Consider the following 16,814-nt stretch of genomic DNA (forward strand, 5'->3'; position numbering starts at 1 on the left):
GACGCAGTGGACGCCGAGCTGACCAACAAGAGCCGGGACGCGCTGAACGCCGCCACCAGCAGGGCCGTCAAGGAAGGCCACGCGGACCTGACCCCCGCGCACCTGTTGCTGGCCCTGCTCGCCGGCGAGGACAACGAGAACGTGATCGACCTGCTGATCGCCGCGGAGGCCGACCAGGCCGCCGTGCGCAGCGGCGCCGAGCGCCTCCTCGCGGCGCTGCCCAGCGTCACCGGTTCCACCGTCGCGCCCCCGCAGCCCACCCGCGACCTGCTCGCCGTACTGGCCGAGGCCGACCGCGAGGCGGGCGAGCTCGGCGACGAGTACCTCTCCACCGAACACCTCCTCATCGCCATCGCCGCCAAGGGCGGCGCGGCCGGTGAGGTCCTTTCCGCCCAGGGCGCGACGGCGAAGAAGCTGCTGGACGCCTTCCAGAACGCACGAGGAGCACGGCGGGTGACCACCCCCGACCCCGAGGGCCAGTACAAGGCCCTGGAGAAGTTCGGCACCGACTTCACGGCGGCCGCCCGCGACGGGAAGCTCGACCCGGTCATCGGCCGCGACCACGAGATCCGGCGCGTCGTGCAGGTGCTCTCGCGCCGCACGAAGAACAACCCGGTGCTCATCGGCGAGCCCGGCGTCGGCAAGACCGCCGTCGTCGAGGGCCTGGCCCAGCGCATCGTCAAGGGTGACGTGCCCGAGTCCCTGAAGAACAAGCGGCTCGTCTCCCTCGACCTTGGCGCCATGGTGGCCGGCGCCAAGTACCGCGGTGAGTTCGAGGAGCGGCTGAAGACCGTCCTCGCGGAGATCAAGTCCAGCGAGGGCCAGATCATCACCTTCATCGACGAGCTGCACACGGTGGTCGGCGCGGGCGCCGGCGGCGACTCCGCCATGGACGCCGGCAACATGCTCAAGCCCATGCTGGCCCGCGGCGAGCTCCGCATGGTCGGCGCGACCACCCTCGACGAGTACCGCGAGCGCATCGAGAAGGACCCGGCGCTGGAGCGGCGGTTCCAGCAGGTGCTGGTCGCCGAGCCGTCCGTCGAGGACACCATCGCGATCCTGCGCGGGCTCAAGGGCCGCTACGAGGCCCACCACAAGGTCGTCATCAACGACAGCGCGCTGGTGGCCGCAGCGACCCTCTCCGACCGCTACATCACCTCCCGCTTCCTGCCCGACAAGGCCATCGACCTCGTCGACGAGGCGGCGTCCCGGCTACGCATGGAGATCGACTCCTCGCCCGTCGAGATCGACGAGCTCCAGCGCTCGGTGGACCGTCTGCGGATGGAGGAGCTGGCGCTGAACAACGAGTCCGACCCGGCCTCGCGCGAGCGCCTCGACAAGATCCGCAAGGACCTCGCCGACCGGGAGGAGGAGCTGCGCGGCCTGACCGCCCGCTGGGAGAAGGAGAAGCAGTCCCTCAACCGGGTCGGCGAGCTCAAGGAGCGCCTGGACGACCTGCGCGGCCAGGCCGAGCGGGCCCAGCGCGACGGAGACTTCGACGCCGCCTCCAAGCTGCTCTACGGGGAGATCCCGGCCCTGGAGCGGGAACTGGCGGAGGCCACCGAGGAGGAGGCCGAGGCATCCAAGGCCGCCACGTCGAAGAACACCATGGTCAAGGACGAGGTCGGGCCGGACGACATCGCCGACGTGGTGGGCGCCTGGACGGGCATCCCCGCGGGCCGCCTCCTGGAGGGCGAGACCCAGAAGCTGCTCCGCATGGAGGACGAGCTGGGCCGCCGCCTGATCGGCCAGAACGAGGCCGTGCGGGCCGTCTCCGACGCCGTGCGCCGCACCCGCGCCGGCATCGCCGACCCGGACCGGCCGACCGGCTCCTTCCTCTTCCTCGGCCCGACCGGCGTGGGCAAGACGGAGCTGGCCAAGGCGCTCGCCGACTTCCTCTTCGACGACGAGCGGGCCATGGTCCGCATCGACATGTCGGAGTACAGCGAGAAGCACAGCGTGGCCCGGCTGGTCGGTGCCCCGCCCGGCTACGTGGGCTACGAGGAGGGCGGTCAGCTCACCGAGGCCGTCCGCCGCCGCCCGTACAGCGTGGTGCTCCTCGACGAGGTGGAGAAGGCCCACCCGGAGGTCTTCGACATCCTGCTCCAGGTCCTCGACGACGGCCGGCTCACGGACGGCCAGGGCCGCACCGTCGACTTCCGCAACACCATCCTGATCCTGACCTCGAACCTGGGCAGCCAGTTCCTGATGGACCCGGCCACCCCGGCCGACCAGAAGAAGCAGCAGGTCCTGGACGTGGTCCGGGCGAGCTTCAAGCCGGAGTTCCTCAACCGCCTGGACGACCTGGTGGTCTTCTCCGCGCTGAGCCGGGACGAGCTGGCACACATCGCCGAGCTGCAGATCCGCCGCCTGGCCGGACGCCTGGCCGACCGGCGCCTGACCCTGGACGTCACCCCCGAGGCCCTGGCCTGGGTGGCGGACAAGGGCAACGACCCCGCGTACGGCGCCCGGCCGCTGCGCCGCCTGATCCAGACGGCGATCGGCGACCGCCTGGCGAAGGAGATCCTCTCCGGCGAGGTGCGCGACGGCGACACGGTACGGGTCGACGTGGCGGGCGAGGACCTGCTGGTGGGCAAGGCGGTCTGACCCGGCCCGGGACCGGTGCGACCACCGGGCACCCTGCGTACAGGAACGTGCGCGGGGTGCACTCCTGTCCGCCCGCAGCGGATCCGTGACCGTCGGGCTGGACATGGGGTGGGCGGGATGGGGGAGGATGCAAGTATCCGCACGAAGGGAAGTACACGGTGAGCATCGACCCGGCCTCGATTCCGAACTTCGGAGGGCAGCAGCCCGATCCGCAGGCCACAGGACCGGCGGGCCCCGTCGTCCCCGACCAGGATCTGGTCAAGCAGCTGCTGGAGCAGATGGAGCTCAAGTACGTCGTCGACGACGAGGGTGACCTCGCGGCGCCGTGGGAGGAGTTCCGCACGTACTTCATGTTCCGCGGCGAAGCGGAGCAGCAGGTCTTCTCGGTGCGGACCTTCTACGACCGTCCGCACAAGATCGACGAGAAGCCGCAGCTCCTCGAGTCGATCGACGACTGGAACCGTCGCACGCTGTGGCCGAAGGTCTACAGCCACACCCACGACGACGGCTCCGTCCGCCTGATCGGCGAGGCGCAGATGCTGATCGGCACCGGCGTCAACCTGGAGCACTTCGTGTCCTCCACGGTCAGCTGGGTCCGCGCCTCCATCGAGTTCGACAAGTGGCTCACGGAGCAGCTCGGACTGGAGAAGGACATCGACTCCGCCGACGGCGAGGACGAGGACGGCGGGGACAACTGACCCCCCGCTCTCACAGGGGCACCTTGGCGAACACCAGGAGGTAGACCCCGTAGGCGTGACTGAGCCCGGCCAGCCCCGCGGTCACCACGACCGCGGAGCGCGGCCGGGCTCGCGCCATCGCGGCGGCCAGCGGCAGCAGCAGCGGGAACGCCGGCAGCAGGAACCGCGGCTTCGACTCGAAGTAGCCGGCGCCACCCACGGCGATCACCAGCAGGACCGCCGTGTAGACGAGCAACGGCAGCGGCGGCCGGTCGTCCACGAGCAGCAGCACCGCCAGCAGCAGGGCCGCGCCCAGCAGGAACGCCGACACGGTGGTGGCGAGCGCCACGGGCCCGCCGGTGAGCACCTCCCAGACCTTCAGCAGCGTGGCCCGGCCCCCGTCGAAGCGGGACCCCCACTGCCGCTGCACGGTGAAGTACCCCGTGAGGTCGTCCCGGGCCGCGCCGACGGCCACCACGTACCCCAGCCAGCCCGCCGGCGCCAGCAGGCCGGCCACCCACACCCCGGGTGCCCGGGAGCGCCGTACGAGCAGTGCGTGCAGGGCGGTGACGGACACCGCGGCGGCGACGGCGATCCCGGTGGGCCGGGTCAACCCCGCGACCAGCGCGAGCGAGGCGGCGAGCAGCCAGCGCCCGCGCAGCAGTGCGTACAGCGACCAGGCGGCGAGCGCGACCAGCAGCGGCTCGGTGTAGGCGAGGGTGAGCACCACCGCGTGCGGGGTCGCCGCCCACAGCGCGACCAACAGCAGCGCGACGCGCCGCCCGGCCACCAGCTCCCCGACCCGGTACACGCCGACGGCGGCCACCGCGGCGGCGGTCCAGGAGACCAGCAGCCCGCCCCACTCGCCGCCGCCCGCCAGCCGCACCAGCGCCGGGTACAGCGGGAAGAAGGCGTGGTCGCTCTGCACCAGCCCGGTGACGGGCCAGATCTGGGTGCGGCCGTAGCCGTGCCGGGCGATGGCGAGGTACCAGGCGGAGTCCCAGGAGTGCCCCAGCACCCGTACGGGGCTGCGCCCGGCCCACCAGGCAGCCAGGACCAGCACGGCGGCCCCGGCCCCGCGGACCACCGCGAACACGCCGAGCGCGAGGGCGGCCGAGGGCACCCCGACGGCCCTGACGTCCCGCGGCCGCACGAAAACCGACGTACTGCCCGTCGCCGTCATCTACCCCCGACTTCCCTGCGCTGTGTGAGGAGGCCCATCCGGACCATGAGGAGCCTCGGGCACACTAAGCGCCCCCGCCGCGCACCGGGCGTGAACGGCACCGGAAGCTCCGGTGACATCCCACACGCCGCCGCGCCCGGTCCACCGGCCTTCCGGTCCACCGGCCCTCCGGTCCGCCGGCCTTCCGGTCCGCCCGGAGCCCCGGGTGGACCGCGGGCGCCCCTCCGCGGGATGTCCGGCGATGCCGGTGAGCCCAAGCGGATCGTGTCCCGGCGGCTCGGTGAAACGGAATGGTCCGCCGTATCCTGCCCGCACACGGGAAGGAGCCGTCCATGAGCGCCGACGCGATCATGCACACCGAGTTCCCCAAGGGGTACGTGGTGCTGTTCGGAGCTGACGGAAAAGTGATCACGACCCCGCAGAGCGAAGAGCACTCCAGCACCATCAGGTCGATGCAGATCGACTCTCTCGCACTCGGTCGTCACGCGAAGGTCACCTCGAACGTCTACATCGACTTCCCCGCCGACGAGAACTCCGCTCCCGATCTCGCGATCCTTCGCGCGGACGCCCGCCGCGAAGGCAAGCGCTACAGCTTCGAAGACGTCCTGCTGATCTCCGAGGTCGTCTCGACCTCCTCCGCTCGCAAGGACTACGACGACTGCACCGCGAAGTACGGCCGCTACGGCATCCCGATCTACCTGGTGGTGGACCCCTACGCTCAGGAAGTCGTCCTCCACACCCAGCCGACCGGCACCGGTTACATCGCGGCGCACACCCACAAGTACGGCACCGGCAAGCTCCCCATCCCGCTGGCCGACGGCCGCACCTTCACGCTCGACCTCGACGAACTCCCGCGTCCGGAGCCCGAGGCCGACGCCCGCTGATTCCGGCCGCGACGGGGCGGGTACCGTGCCACCGTAAGGACCGCTGCGGACAGGTGGGATGGGTTGCATGCGGATGAGGTTCGAGCCCGAGGCCGAGGAGGAGTTCGAGGCGGCGCGTGGGCTGCTGGTCGATCGCCTGGCCCGGTGGGCCGGGGAACAAGGGCAGCCGGTGGACGGGTTCACGGCCGAGGCGATTCTGGACTACCGGCACGGAGCGACCGCCGACGGCCGACTGGGGCTGTGGGAGCCGCGCCACGTGGAGGAGCTCCTGCTCACTTGGCTGCCCCAGAACGTCACCGAACTCCCCGGGGAGGAACGCTCCGACGCCCCGGGCACACTGCGCACGCTGCTGCGCTATCTGCACGCGGCGCAGTTGGCGGACCCGCGAGGCCCCGTACTCCAGGATTCCCTTGCCACGGTCGGCGAATTCGCGGAGCGGCACCCGGTGGCGATGGCGGACCGCACCCGCTGGGGTCCCGCGAAGTTCTGGGCGATGACGGCCGCCGAGCACGGCGTGGACGTCCGGGACGGGGCGGCGCTGCAGCGCTTCGCGGACCGGGCGCGGCGCGGAGCGGTCGCCTATGACGAGCAGGCCCTCGACGCGATCATGGAACGGCGGCTGACCGGCCGCGCGCTGTCCGGCTCGGCCCGCGCCGAGCCGCAGCTACCCGTCGCGCTGCCCGAGGACGACGAACTGCGCCGGAGGGCAGAGGCGTCGAAGACGGTGGCGCAGTTGCGCGGACTCACCGAGTGGGCGGGACGGGACGGCCGCCCTGTGACGGCGACGGGCCGGCTGCGGATGGCCGATGCCCGAGACCTGGTGGACGTACTCGGCACCGGGGACAAGACCGACGGGGTGCGCTCATCGGCCGACCTGCCGCGGCTGGGACTGCTGGTGGAGTGGGCGAAGAAGGCGCGGCTGGTCCGGGTGGCCAAAGGGCGTCTGTACGCGGTGGCCAAGGCCCGGCCGGTACTGTCCGACCCGCTTCAGCTGTGGCTGCGCGCCTTCGACGCGTGCTTCGAACTGAGACAGCCCCTCCTCGGGGCGCGTAGCGGCTGGCAGGTCGAGTCGATGCTCTTCGACGTCTACGAGGACGTCCTGCCGGATGTGCTGAACACGCTCTACAGCCTGCCGTACCCGATGCCCTGGCCGCGGCTGCGCGACACGGTGCACCTGGCCTATCGGACCTCCTTCCAGCTCGACGGAGGGTCGGACCTCCAGCACGGGATGTGGTTGGAGCACGCCGACCGGGACCTGCGCAGGGTGCTCGACCTGCTGGACGACCTGGGCGCGATCGAGCGTGACCGGGGAATGGCCGACCCGGTGTTCCTCGATGTCGACCTCGCCGACGCCGGACCTGAGCTGACCGCCGGCATGCCGCCGGAGCTCGCGGAACTGCTGGGCGCCGCAGGGGCGACACCGGACCCGATGGCGCGGGAGCGGGCCGACCGGCGGCGGGAAGAGCTGACCGCAGGGCCGGTCGAACTCATCCGTCTCACCGAGCTCGGCACCCGGGCTGTGCGGCAGCGACTGCTGGCCGTCGGCAGGGACGCACCGCTGATCGGTGAACTGGCCCAGGCGTCGGCGACCGGCCTGCTGGGCGTGCTGGCCGAGGAGTACCCGCCGGATGCCGCCCGGGTGGAATTGGCCGGCTGGATCGCGGCCCGCGGCGAGCGAGAGGCGGCACTGCGGCAACTGACCGACGCGGTAAGAGTCATGGCTTTCCGCACGCGCGCACAGGCGATGCTCGGCGTGCTGCTCACCGCGCTGCCGGACGGCGAGGGCGAGCAGCTGTTGCGCGTGCTGCGCCGCGATCCCCAGCTCGCGCCGCTGGCACTGAACACGTTGGCGCAGCATGAGCTGCTGTCTCCGGCGGACATGACCGATGCCGAGCATCTGCTGGTGCTGGCCGAGAACCTGCTCCAGCTCGTGGAGCTGGCGGGCGGATCGGGCGGCGCCGAGGAGACGCTGCGCGCCCAGGGCCCGGAGGTCAGGGACGCGATCGCCGCCGCGTCGGACTCCGCGCACCCTGACCGGGCCGGTCTGGAAGAGCTGAGCCGGCTGGCTGCCCGGACACTACGCGTTCCCGCCGCCCGTCCCGGCCGCGCCCACAAGCGGGCGCGCCCCGCCGGCAGAAGCGGCCGCAAGCGGCGCCGCTGACCGGCGGCGGCATCGGACAGGGGCCGCCGGTGCCGAGGAGACCGGCACCGGCGAGGAGCTGGGCAGCGGGTGGCTCCCGGCACCGTACGTCCTTGACTGGGTATGCCGCCTGGCGTTCAGGACGCGAGGCCGCGAAGGCGGTTGACTGCCTCGTGGAGGACGCCGTCCTTCTTGCAGAAGGTGAAGCGGACCTGGGTGCGGCCGGTGTCGGGGTCGTCGTAGAAGACGGAGTTGGGGATGGCGACGACGCCGCAGCGTTCGGGGAGGGTGCGACAGAAGGCGTGGGCGTCCTTCTCGCCGAAGGGGGTGATGTCGGTGGTGATGAAGTAGGTGCCCTCCGGCTGGTAGACCTCGAAGCCGGCCGCCCGCAGGCCGTCGCCGAGCAGGTCGCGCTTGCGCTGCAGGTCGGCACGGAAGCCGTCGAAGTACGAATCGGGGAGGTGGAGAGCTTCGGCGACGGCGTACTGGAAGGGGCCCGCGCTGACATACGTCAGGTACTGCTTTGCGGTCCGGACCGCGGAGACGAGCGGGCCGTCCGCCATGACCCAGCCAACCTTCCATCCGGTGAAGGAGAAGGTCTTGCCGGCGGAGGAGATGGAGACGGTGCGCTCGCGCATGCCGGGGAAGCCCGCCAGGGGGAGGTGGGAGCCCTCGAAGACCAGGTGCTCGTACACCTCGTCGGTGACGACCAGCAGATCGCGCTCGACGGCCAACTCGGCGATCGCGGCGAGCTCGCCGGAGGTGAGGACGGTGCCGGTCGGGTTGTGCGGGGTGTTCAGCAGGAGCAGCCGGGTGCGCGGGGTGACGGCGGCGCGCAGTTCGTCCAGGTCGAGGACGAAGGCCCCGCCGTGCGGGCGCAGGGTGACGGGGACGCGGGTGGCGCCGGCCATCGCGATGCAGGCCGCGTAGGAGTCGTAGAACGGCTCCAGGGCGATGACCTCGTCGCCCGGCTCCAGGAGGGCGAGCAGGGAGGCGGCGATGGCCTCGGTGGCGCCCGCGGTGACCAGGACCTCGGTCTCGGGGTCGTAGCCGAGGCCGTAGAAGCGCTGCTGGTGCGAGGCGATCGCGGTGCGCAGCTCCGGGACGCCGGGACCGGGCGGGTACTGGTTGCCGAGGCCGGTGAGGACCGCGCGGGAGGCCGCCTCGGCGATCTGCGCCGGACCGTCGGTGTCGGGGAAACCCTGGCCCAGGTTGATCGACCCGGTGCGTGCCGCCAGCGCCGACATCTCAGCGAAGATCGTCGTGCCGAAGGCCGCCAGCCGGCGGTTGAGGAAGGGGCGGTCGCTGCCCGCGGGTGCGCTCATGGGCGCCATCCTGCGTGCAACCTCTGGACTTGCTCAAGTGTGCTTTGGGCCGCGCGGGCCGGGGGCATCCCCCCTTCACGCGGGACGCGGGGATCCCGCTCCCCGGAGGACCGGGGCGTGAGAGAGGGGCGGACATGGAGTTCGTCGCGATAGCGGTGGTGATCGGGGTGCTGTTCGTGCTCCTCGTCAGGGGGGTCGCGCGCAAGCCGGCGGGACGCGGCTCGCGGACGTACCGGACGAGCCGCGGCCAGAGCAGCTCGTGGGTGGGCGACTCGGGCTCGTCCGGCTGCGGGTCGTCCTCGTCGTGCGGGTCGTCGTCCTCGTGCGGAGGCGGGGGCGGCGGAGGGGGCGGGGGGTGCGGCAGCAGTTGACGGGGCAAACGGCGCCGTCCTGACGTGGGCGTCCGAGGCCCGTTTCCCCCGGGCGCCCCGTGCGTTGTCCGTGCAGCGCGACGCGCGGGACGCAACCTGTTGAACACGTGAACTGCGAAGCCCCCGGGGGGATGTAAACCCCGTCAAGTTGGGTAAAAACGCTGTGAGTGCCGTGCCTTTCATGATTCCCTCGGTTGAGTAGACCAGTCCTCGGACCTCCCTGGACTTCCTGTGGACCCGTGCCGGTGTCCCCCCACCCGTGCTTGCTACCGCTGGCGGGCCCCGGCCCCTCTCCCTCGCGCGTTTGCGGAGCCGACTCATGCTCACGACCCTCCAGACCTCCTACACCGACACGCGTGCCGCCGATCTCGCCTGGGCCCTGGGTCGGGACCGGCTGCCCGCCCTGGCCGTACTGAACCTCGAGCTTTCTGGTGCGAAGGTCGAGTTGCGCCTGCTCGGGGCCTCCCATCAGGTTCTGCTGGAGGAGCGGGACGTGCTCTGTTCGGAGACGGTCGCCTGCATGCCCGGCAGCAGTACGCCGCTGCCGCTCGGCGTGGCGAAGCGGGTGGGCGACTGCGAGTACGAGTTCGCCGCACGGGTCGAGACCCTGTCCCGGGGATCGTTCGCGGGGCGGGCGCAGGAGCTGCTCGCCCTGGTGGCCGATCACCCGAACGGGCTCGCGGGGACGTTTCCGGGAAGTCCGCACGCCTTCACCGCCATGCTCGCCCAGCGGTACGAGGGCCAGGTGCGGTGGCGCACCTGGCACGCCTACCCGCAGGAGGGGCAGTTGGTGGTCACCCGCACGCGGGTCGGGATCCGGATGGGAGCCGCGGCGCCGGCTCTGGAATCGCCGGCCCTGCTCTAGGCCATGCGGGGGAGGGCCGTTCGGGCGTGGCGGGTCCTGGCGGAGCCCCGTGGCGCGAGGCGTGCGGTGTGGTTACGCCAACTGGCCGAATCGGTGGGCCACTTGCACCCATGTGGGTGACCGGATGCGAGTGGGCGGTGACGTACGGTTCGCTGCATGATCGACCGTTCCGTCCCGCGCCGGGTCCTCCCGGCTCCGGAGCCGGGAGGCGCCGCGACCGTTCCGGTGGCGCTGCCCGTACGGCCCCGGACCGGCCGACTCCTGGTCCTGGCCACCGTGTTCGTCTGCGCCGCCTGCGGGCTGGTGTACGAGCTGGAGCTCCTCGCCCTGGGCACCTACCTCATCGGCGACTCCGTCACCCAGGCGTCGGTCGTCCTGTCCGTCATGGTCTTCGCCATGGGCGTCGGCTCGCTGCTCGCCAAGCGCCTGCGGCACCGGCCCGCCCTCGGCTTCGCCGTCATCGAGGCCGGCCTCGCCTGTCTCGGCGGCCTCTCCGCCATGGCGCTCTACGCGAGTTTCGCCTGGCTGGGGGAGTCCCGACCAGCGCTCGTCGCGTTCTCGTTCGCCATCGGGATGCTCATCGGCGCGGAGATCCCGCTGCTGATGGTCCTCATCCAGCGCATCCGCAGACAGGACGCGGGCGGCGCCGTCGCCGACCTGTTCGCCGCCGACTACGTGGGCGCCCTCGTCGGAGGCCTCGCCTTCCCGTTCCTGCTGCTGCCGATGCTCGGTCAGCTCACCGGCGCCATGGTCACCGGCACCGTCAACGCCGTCGTCGGCGGCGGGCTGGTCCTGTGGCTCTTCCGCCGTGACCTGAGCCGGCGGAGCCGCTGGCTGCTCGTCGCCGCGAACCTGACCGTCCTCGTCGTCCTGGCCTCCGCGACCGTCCTCGCCGACGACTTCGAGCGGTTCGCCCGGCGTGCCGTCTACGGATCCGAGGTGCGGGTCGCCGTCCGGACCGGCGTGCAGGAGCTGGTGCTCACCGGGCCCGCGACCGGCTCCCCGCGCTCCCTCGACCTGTACCTCGACGGACGGCTGCGGGTCAGCGGCTACGACGAGTACCGCTACCACGAGGCCCTGGTGCACCCCGCGATGACCGGCCCGCACGCCCGGGTGCTCGTCCTCGGCGGCGGCGACGGGCTCGCCGCCCGCGAGGTCCTCCGCTACCGGGATGTCGCCTCCGTCACCGTCGTCGAGGTCGACCCCGGCGTGGTCAGCCTCGCCCGCACCGACCCCATGCTGTCCGCGCTCAACGCCGGGGTGTACGCCGACCCGCGCCTGGTCGTCGTCAACGAGGACGCCTTCCGCTGGCTGCGCGGCCCCGCCGCGAACGACCGCTTCGACGTGATCGTCTCCGACCTGCCGGATCCCGGCATCGCCCCCAGCACGAAGCTGTACTCGCAGGAGTTCTACGGACTGGCCGCACGGGCGCTGGCCCCCGGAGGCCGGATGGCCGTGCACGCCGGACCGATGACCGCGCGCCCCCGTACGTACTGGACCGTCGACTCCACGCTCCGCGCGGCGGGCCTGCGTACCGCCCCGTACAGCGCCGGCGGCCGCCTCACGGGCTTCGCCGCCGGCCCCGACCGCAGCCCCTCCGGCGGGACCGGCGCGCCACCGCAGGACTGGGGCCTCGTCCTGGCCGCCCGCGACCAGCAGCCCCGGCTGCGCGTGGACGGCGAGACGCCCGCGCTGAGCTCGCTGACCACCGGTTCCCTCCAGGACGCGGCGCGCGACGCCGAACGCACCCGACTGAGCGGACTTCCGCCCTCGACGCTGCCGCATCCGCGGTATTCGTGACCCGGTGCGGTCCAGGCCGTAGGCTCGATCGCATGGAGCATCAGGTGTTCGTCCCGGTCCCGGCAGACGACCTCCGCGCCGTGCTGCGCGACCCCGCACGGGTGGCCCGGTGCGTGCCGGGACTCCAGCAGGACGCCGACACCGGCGTCGGCCCGCTGTCCGGCCGGCTCAAGGTCCGGGCCGGCGGGAGCACCGTGACCTATCGGGGGTCCGCGGCCGTCACCGAGCGGGACCCCGACCACTTCACCTTCGAGGGCGAGGGCACCGAGGTGCGGGGCAGCGGCACCGTGACGTTCTCCCTCGGCCTGCGTCTGACGCCGGCACCGGACGGGACCCGGCTGGACTTCTCCGCCCACGCCACCGCCGACGGGCGGGCCGCCTCCTTCGACCCCGCGGCTGCGGCCACCGCCCTGCGCAGGCTGTTCGACCGGGCCGCCGGCCAACTGGCCGCCGGGTCCGCGGTGAGCGGTCCCGTCGCCGATCCCGTTGCCGAGGCCGAGGCCGAGGACGCCGATGGTGTGGAGGGACCCCAAGGCGACGTCACCGAGGTCAGCGCCACGGTCTTCGAGACCGAGGTGCCGCCCCCGTCCCTGGACCCTGCTGTGGACCCGTTCCTGGCCGGCGGGTTCGAGGACCTCGGAGCGGCCGGTGCCCCGCGGCCGCCGGCCGAGGCCGCCCACGCCCGCCGCACCATGATCGGCCGCAGTGCCGAGGAGGTGGACCACGCGCCCCCACGCGGCCGGTACGCTCCGGTTCCCGCCCCGGCCGCCACCGCGACCGGCGACAGCCTGCGCTGGATCGCCCCGGCTGCGGCGCTCGCACTCGCCTCCGCCGTCGTCATCGGCCGCGCCCTGCGTCGCCGCCGCTGACCCGCGGCCCCCGCCGCGGTGCGTGCGGTCTCGGGCTCTGCCGTCGGTGTCACGCCCTGGCCGGGACGCCCGGGTGCGGCGCGTACCCGGGCGTTTCCTGCGCCGTGGCGTGCACCCACCGGACACTGCGGCCCTGACCGGTGCACCTGCGGTGACGTGGCCGAGCACTACTAGGGTCGACTGCATGAGTACGCAACTGAGCGCCGGCGGCACCGAGGTGACTGTCGACCAGGAGAACGGCTGCCGGATCAGCAGCCTGCGCATCGACGGAACCGAGCTGCTGCGCCAGGGGCCCCGGTACGGAGCCTTCCCGATGGTGCCGTGGTGCGGCCGGATGAAGGACGGCCGGTTCCACAACGGTGCGACCGTGCACCAGATGCCCCTCGACCACCCGCCGCACGCCCTGCACGGCCTCGGCCGGGACGCGTCGTGGCGGCCGGCCGGCGCCACCGCCACCGAGGCCGCCTTCGTCTACGACCTCGCCGACCCGTGGCCGACGCCCGGCCGGGTCACCCAGGTCGTCACGCTGACCGAGGACTCACTGACCCTCACCATGGGCGTCGAGACGTACGGGGACTCCTTCCCCGCCCAGGCCGGCTGGCACCCCTGGTTCCTGCGCAGCCTCGGAGGTCAGGACGTCGAGATCTCCTTCGACCCCGCCTGGCAGGAGGAGCGCGGGGCCGACCACCTGCCCACCGGACAGCGCATCGACCGCCGGCCCGGTCCCTGGGACGACTGCTTCGGCATGCCCGACGGGGTCGACGTCACCCTCACCTGGCCCGGTGCGCTGGAACTACGCGTCACCAGCAGGTCCGAATGGGTGGTCGTCTACGACGAGCAGGCCGAAGCCGTCTGCGTCGAGCCCCAGTCCGGTCCGCCGAACGGGATCAACACCGCTCCGCGCCTGGTCACCCCCGTCGACCCGCTGGAGGTCTCCACGACCTGGACGTGGCGGCGCCTCGTCTAGCCCGCAACTAAGCTCGTCGCCATGAGTGACGTCAACGAAGTCATGCCGTCGGGCACGCGCGATGCGCTTCTGCAGCAGATCAAGGACAAGGCCGTCGTGCACGGCAAGGTGATCCTCTCCTCCGGCCGGGAGGCCGACTACTACATCGATCTCCGCCGGATCACCCTCGACGGCGAGGCGGCCCCGCTGGTCGGCCAGGTCATGCTCGACCTCACCGCCGAGCTCGACTACGACTGCGTCGGCGGCCTGACCCTCGGTGCCGACCCGGTCGCCACCTCGATGCTGCACGCCTCCGCCGCGCGCGGTCAGCGCCTGGACGCCTTCGTCGTCCGCAAGGCGCAGAAGGCGCACGGCATGCAGCGCCGCATCGAGGGCGCCGACGTGAAGGGCAGGCGCTGCCTGGTGGTCGAGGACACCTCGACCACCGGCGGTTCCCCGCTGACCGCCGTAGAGGCCGTCCGCGAGGCCGGCGGCGAGGTCGTCGCCGTCGCCACGATCGTCGACCGCGGCGCGGCCGACGCGATCGCCGAGGCGGGCCTGCCGTACCTCACCGGCTACCGCCTCGAGGACCTCGGCCTGTCCTGACCGGCCACCGCGACAACTGGCGCCAAGGGTCCCCCGACCTCTTGAGGTGGGTCTGACCTGGCTTTTCATCGCGTCCCGGGATGTTTCACGTGAAACATCCCGGGACGTTCCCGCCTGACGCGAGACCGGCGGGCTGGACCCTTGCGCGGAGTCTGGAAAGATAGGCGCGACGATGACGTCGCCCCCAGGTCAGGGCCCGCAATAAGCACACTTCCCGCACACCCAAGGAGCGGACAGATGCCCATCGCAACCCCCGAGGTCTACAACGAGATGCTCGACCGGGCGAAGGCAGGCAAGTTCGCCTACCCGGCCATCAACGTGACCTCGTCCCAGACCCTGCACGCCGCGCTGCGGGGCTTCGCGGAGGCCGAGAGCGACGGCATCATCCAGATCTCCACCGGTGGTGCGGAGTTCCTGGGTGGCCAGCACAACAAGGACATGGTCACCGGCGCGGTCGCCCTGGCCGAGTTCGCGCACATCGTCGCCGCCAAGTACGACATCACCGTCGCCCTGCACACCGACCACTGCCCCAAGGACAAGCTGGACGGCTACGTACGTCCGCTCCTGGACATCTCCGCCGAGCGCGTCGCCCGCGGTCAGAACCCGCTCTTCCAGTCGCACATGTGGGACGGCTCCGCCGAGACCCTGGCCGACAACCTGGCGATCGGCCAGGAGCTGCTCGCCAAGGCCGTCGCCGCGAAGATCATCCTTGAGGTCGAGATCACCCCGACCGGTGGCGAGGAGGACGGCGTCAGCCACGAGATCAACGACGAGCTGTACACCACCGTCGAGGACGCCATCCGTACCGCCGAGGCCCTGGGCCTGGGCGAGAAGGGCCGCTACCTGCTGGCCGCCTCCTTCGGCAACGTCCACGGCGTCTACAAGCCGGGCAACGTCGTGCTGCGCCCCGAGCTCCTGAAGGACCTCCAGGCCGGTGTCGCCGAGAAGTTCGGCAAGGCCTCGCCGTTCGACTTCGTCTTCCACGGCGGTTCGGGTTCCACGGCCGAGGAGATCGCCACCGCGCTGGAGAACGGCGTGGTGAAGATGAACCTGGACACCGACACCCAGTACGCCTTCACCCGCCCGGTCGTGGACCACATGTTCAGCAACTACGCGGGCGTTTTGAAGGTCGACGGCGAGGTCGGCACCAAGTCGAAGTACGACCCGCGCACCTGGGGCAAGGCCGCTGAGGCGGGCATGGCTGCGCGCGTCGTCGAGGCGTGCGCGGACCTGCGCTCTGCCGGCACCCGGATCAAGTAGTCCGCCGCCGCTGAGGCGGCAGCAGTCGCACCCCCAGGGCCCGGCCTCCGTCCCACGACGGAGGCCGGGCTTCGGGCTGCCCGCCCCTCTACTTCAGCTCGGCGTACGCCTCGGCGCTGCTGTCGTTCAGGAACTGCCAGCACCTCTCCGTCTCGCTCTTCTCGTCGATCGCGCCGGCGGCGCGAGCGAGGGCGGCGAGGCAGCGCAGGAACCCGCGATTGGCCTGGTGGTCCCAGGGGATGGGGCCGTGCCCCTTCCACCCGGCCCGGCGCAGCGCGTCCAGACCGCGGTGGTAGCCGGTGCGCGCGTACGCGTACGACTCGACCACCCGACCGGCCTCGAAGGCCTCGTCGGCGAGCATCGCCCAGGCGAGCGAGAACGTGGGGTCCTTCGCCACCACTTCGGCCGGCGACAGGGACCCCTCGCTGAGCAGGCGGTACGCCTCTTCGTTCTCCGGGAGGTACGTCGGCTCCGGGCCGCCGAGCAGGTTCTTGTGCATCGTCATGGAAGCAGTCTGCCACTCGGGGACCGGGGGACGATCGGAGAGCAGACCCCGTGCAACGGTGAGGACCGGACCCGGAAGCTCGGGGGGCAAGGCCCGGCAGGTCATCGACTTCGGGTCCACCCACGACGGCACGGGGCCGGGCGGCGAGTCCGTCGGGGCCTTCCGCAAGGACGCCAAGGCTTCATGCGTACGGTCTGACGGCCCCGGGCGTGCTCGCACGCACGGGCAAGCGGGCTGCACCCGCACACGCCTTGCACGAATCCTTTGAGTTGAGGAGCGAACGATCACATGCTGTTGCTGGAATTCGCGCTGCATTCCCTGATGGACCTGGCGCTGTGGATCGGTGGCAAGGGGCTCGACCGGGCCCGTTCCGCACGCCGCGTCGCCGCGTTTCGGCGCGGTGAGCCGGTCACCCTGCGCTGCCGGTACCGTACGGGCGCCAGGGCATCTGGGATGCAACCCGGGAAGATAACGCTGCTCCGCTCCGCAGCGGTCCTGGACGGGCCCGGTGCGAAGGCGCTGCGGCTGGCCGGACCGTCCGACGCGGCGATCGGTGGCGGCCGCGGCGGAACTGCGCTGACCTGCAACACCATCCAGGGGGAGAAGGCCGAACTGTTGGTTCTCACCTGGGATTCCACCATGGTCGGGATCATTGCGGAGTCGATCGACGCGGGGGCCTGAGCCCGCTGAGCGGACCTGGTGGGCCGACTTTCCCCCCACCGGATCCCGGAGAGATCGGCCAGGCGGGCCCGTGGCACAGACCTCGTCCGGGTCAG

At 72.0% G+C, this 16,814-nt stretch carries 14 protein-coding genes; 11 read left to right on the top strand and 3 right to left on the bottom strand.

Translation table 11 applies throughout. The features are described 5' to 3' along the window. Nucleotides 1-6: 6 nt before the first annotated feature. A complete protein-coding gene (gene clpB, locus R4Z63_RS16770; protein ID WP_037920783.1) occupies nt 7-2,607 on the top strand; it encodes an ATP-dependent chaperone ClpB in 2,601 nt (866 codons plus the stop codon). A 158-nt stretch (nt 2,608-2,765) separates the two neighbouring features. Then, nucleotides 2,766-3,305 (top strand): YbjN domain-containing protein, encoded by a 540-nt coding sequence (locus R4Z63_RS16775; protein ID WP_030647953.1) that lies wholly within the window; start codon nt 2,766-2,768, stop codon nt 3,303-3,305. 10 nt (nt 3,306-3,315) lie between these two features. Here the strand turns inward: R4Z63_RS16775 and R4Z63_RS16780 are convergent, their stop codons facing one another. Further along, nucleotides 3,316-4,467, bottom strand: coding sequence for a mannosyltransferase family protein (locus tag R4Z63_RS16780; protein WP_078556325.1), 1,152 nt, complete (start codon nt 4,465-4,467; stop codon nt 3,316-3,318). A 332-nt stretch (nt 4,468-4,799) separates the two neighbouring features. Between R4Z63_RS16780 and R4Z63_RS16785 the strand changes: the two genes are divergently transcribed. Both R4Z63_RS16785 and R4Z63_RS16790 read left to right on the top strand, forming a co-directional pair. Beyond that, a complete protein-coding gene (locus R4Z63_RS16785) occupies nt 4,800-5,351 on the top strand; it encodes a Uma2 family endonuclease (RefSeq protein WP_384445997.1) in 552 nt (183 codons plus the stop codon). 67 nt (nt 5,352-5,418) lie between these two features. After that, nucleotides 5,419-7,512, top strand: a complete 2,094-nt coding sequence (locus R4Z63_RS16790) for a hypothetical protein (RefSeq protein WP_384445998.1) — start codon at nt 5,419-5,421, stop codon at nt 7,510-7,512. Between the two features lie 116 nt (nt 7,513-7,628). Here the strand turns inward: R4Z63_RS16790 and R4Z63_RS16795 are convergent, their stop codons facing one another. Next, entirely contained in the window at nt 7,629-8,825 is a 1,197-nt protein-coding gene (locus R4Z63_RS16795; protein WP_384445999.1) for a pyridoxal phosphate-dependent aminotransferase, read from the bottom strand. A gap of 681 nt (nt 8,826-9,506) precedes the next feature. Here R4Z63_RS16795 and R4Z63_RS16800 point away from each other — a divergent pair. From R4Z63_RS16800 to fbaA, 6 genes are all read left to right on the top strand, one after another. Then, a complete protein-coding gene (locus R4Z63_RS16800; RefSeq protein ID WP_037920796.1) occupies nt 9,507-10,052 on the top strand; it encodes a DUF2617 family protein in 546 nt (181 codons plus the stop codon). A 156-nt stretch (nt 10,053-10,208) separates the two neighbouring features. Continuing rightward, nucleotides 10,209-11,852, top strand: coding sequence for a polyamine aminopropyltransferase (locus R4Z63_RS16805; protein WP_384446000.1), 1,644 nt, complete (start codon nt 10,209-10,211; stop codon nt 11,850-11,852). Nucleotides 11,853-11,884: 32 nt separating this feature from the next. After that, nucleotides 11,885-12,721: an SRPBCC family protein gene (locus R4Z63_RS16810; RefSeq protein WP_384446001.1), complete on the top strand. Its 837-nt coding sequence runs from the start codon at nt 11,885-11,887 to the stop codon at nt 12,719-12,721. A gap of 184 nt (nt 12,722-12,905) precedes the next feature. After that, nucleotides 12,906-13,688: an aldose epimerase family protein gene (locus R4Z63_RS16815; RefSeq protein ID WP_037920800.1), complete on the top strand. Its 783-nt coding sequence runs from the start codon at nt 12,906-12,908 to the stop codon at nt 13,686-13,688. A 21-nt stretch (nt 13,689-13,709) separates the two neighbouring features. Next, entirely contained in the window at nt 13,710-14,273 is a 564-nt protein-coding gene (gene pyrE, locus R4Z63_RS16820) for an orotate phosphoribosyltransferase (RefSeq protein ID WP_236647612.1), read from the top strand. Between the two features lie 237 nt (nt 14,274-14,510). Further along, nucleotides 14,511-15,533, top strand: coding sequence for a class II fructose-bisphosphate aldolase (gene fbaA / locus R4Z63_RS16825; RefSeq protein ID WP_037920803.1), 1,023 nt, complete (start codon nt 14,511-14,513; stop codon nt 15,531-15,533). Nucleotides 15,534-15,621: 88 nt separating this feature from the next. Here fbaA and R4Z63_RS16830 read toward each other — a convergent pair whose 3' ends face one another. Beyond that, nucleotides 15,622-16,038 (bottom strand): DUF3151 domain-containing protein, encoded by a 417-nt coding sequence (locus R4Z63_RS16830; RefSeq protein WP_384446002.1) that lies wholly within the window; start codon nt 16,036-16,038, stop codon nt 15,622-15,624. Between the two features lie 288 nt (nt 16,039-16,326). On the opposite strand from R4Z63_RS16830, the gene R4Z63_RS16835 reads away from it, so the two are divergent. Beyond that, nucleotides 16,327-16,719, top strand: a complete 393-nt coding sequence (locus R4Z63_RS16835; protein ID WP_384446003.1) for a hypothetical protein — start codon at nt 16,327-16,329, stop codon at nt 16,717-16,719. Nucleotides 16,720-16,814: the final 95 nt, after the last annotated feature.

The organism is Streptomyces sp. PL-29, assembly GCF_058344425.1.

Bases quoted from the DNA above. Each gene is read 5' to 3' on its own strand.
- pyrE (WP_236647612.1), top strand. From the start codon at position 13,710: ATGAGTGACGTCAACGAAGTCATGCCGTCGGGCACGCGCGATGCGCTT.
- R4Z63_RS16795 (WP_384445999.1), bottom strand. From the start codon at position 8,825: ATGGCGCCCATGAGCGCACCCGCGGGCAGCGACCGCCCCTTCCTCAAC.
- R4Z63_RS16815 (WP_037920800.1), top strand. From the start codon at position 12,906: ATGAGTACGCAACTGAGCGCCGGCGGCACCGAGGTGACTGTCGACCAG.
- R4Z63_RS16790 (WP_384445998.1), top strand. From the start codon at position 5,419: ATGCGGATGAGGTTCGAGCCCGAGGCCGAGGAGGAGTTCGAGGCGGCG.
- R4Z63_RS16780 (WP_078556325.1), bottom strand. From the start codon at position 4,467: ATGACGGCGACGGGCAGTACGTCGGTTTTCGTGCGGCCGCGGGACGTC.
- R4Z63_RS16800 (WP_037920796.1), top strand. From the start codon at position 9,507: ATGCTCACGACCCTCCAGACCTCCTACACCGACACGCGTGCCGCCGAT.
- R4Z63_RS16830 (WP_384446002.1), bottom strand. From the start codon at position 16,038: ATGACGATGCACAAGAACCTGCTCGGCGGCCCGGAGCCGACGTACCTC.
- R4Z63_RS16805 (WP_384446000.1), top strand. From the start codon at position 10,209: ATGATCGACCGTTCCGTCCCGCGCCGGGTCCTCCCGGCTCCGGAGCCG.
- R4Z63_RS16810 (WP_384446001.1), top strand. From the start codon at position 11,885: ATGGAGCATCAGGTGTTCGTCCCGGTCCCGGCAGACGACCTCCGCGCC.
- fbaA (WP_037920803.1), top strand. From the start codon at position 14,511: ATGCCCATCGCAACCCCCGAGGTCTACAACGAGATGCTCGACCGGGCG.
- R4Z63_RS16835 (WP_384446003.1), top strand. From the start codon at position 16,327: ATGCTGTTGCTGGAATTCGCGCTGCATTCCCTGATGGACCTGGCGCTG.
- R4Z63_RS16785 (WP_384445997.1), top strand. From the start codon at position 4,800: ATGAGCGCCGACGCGATCATGCACACCGAGTTCCCCAAGGGGTACGTG.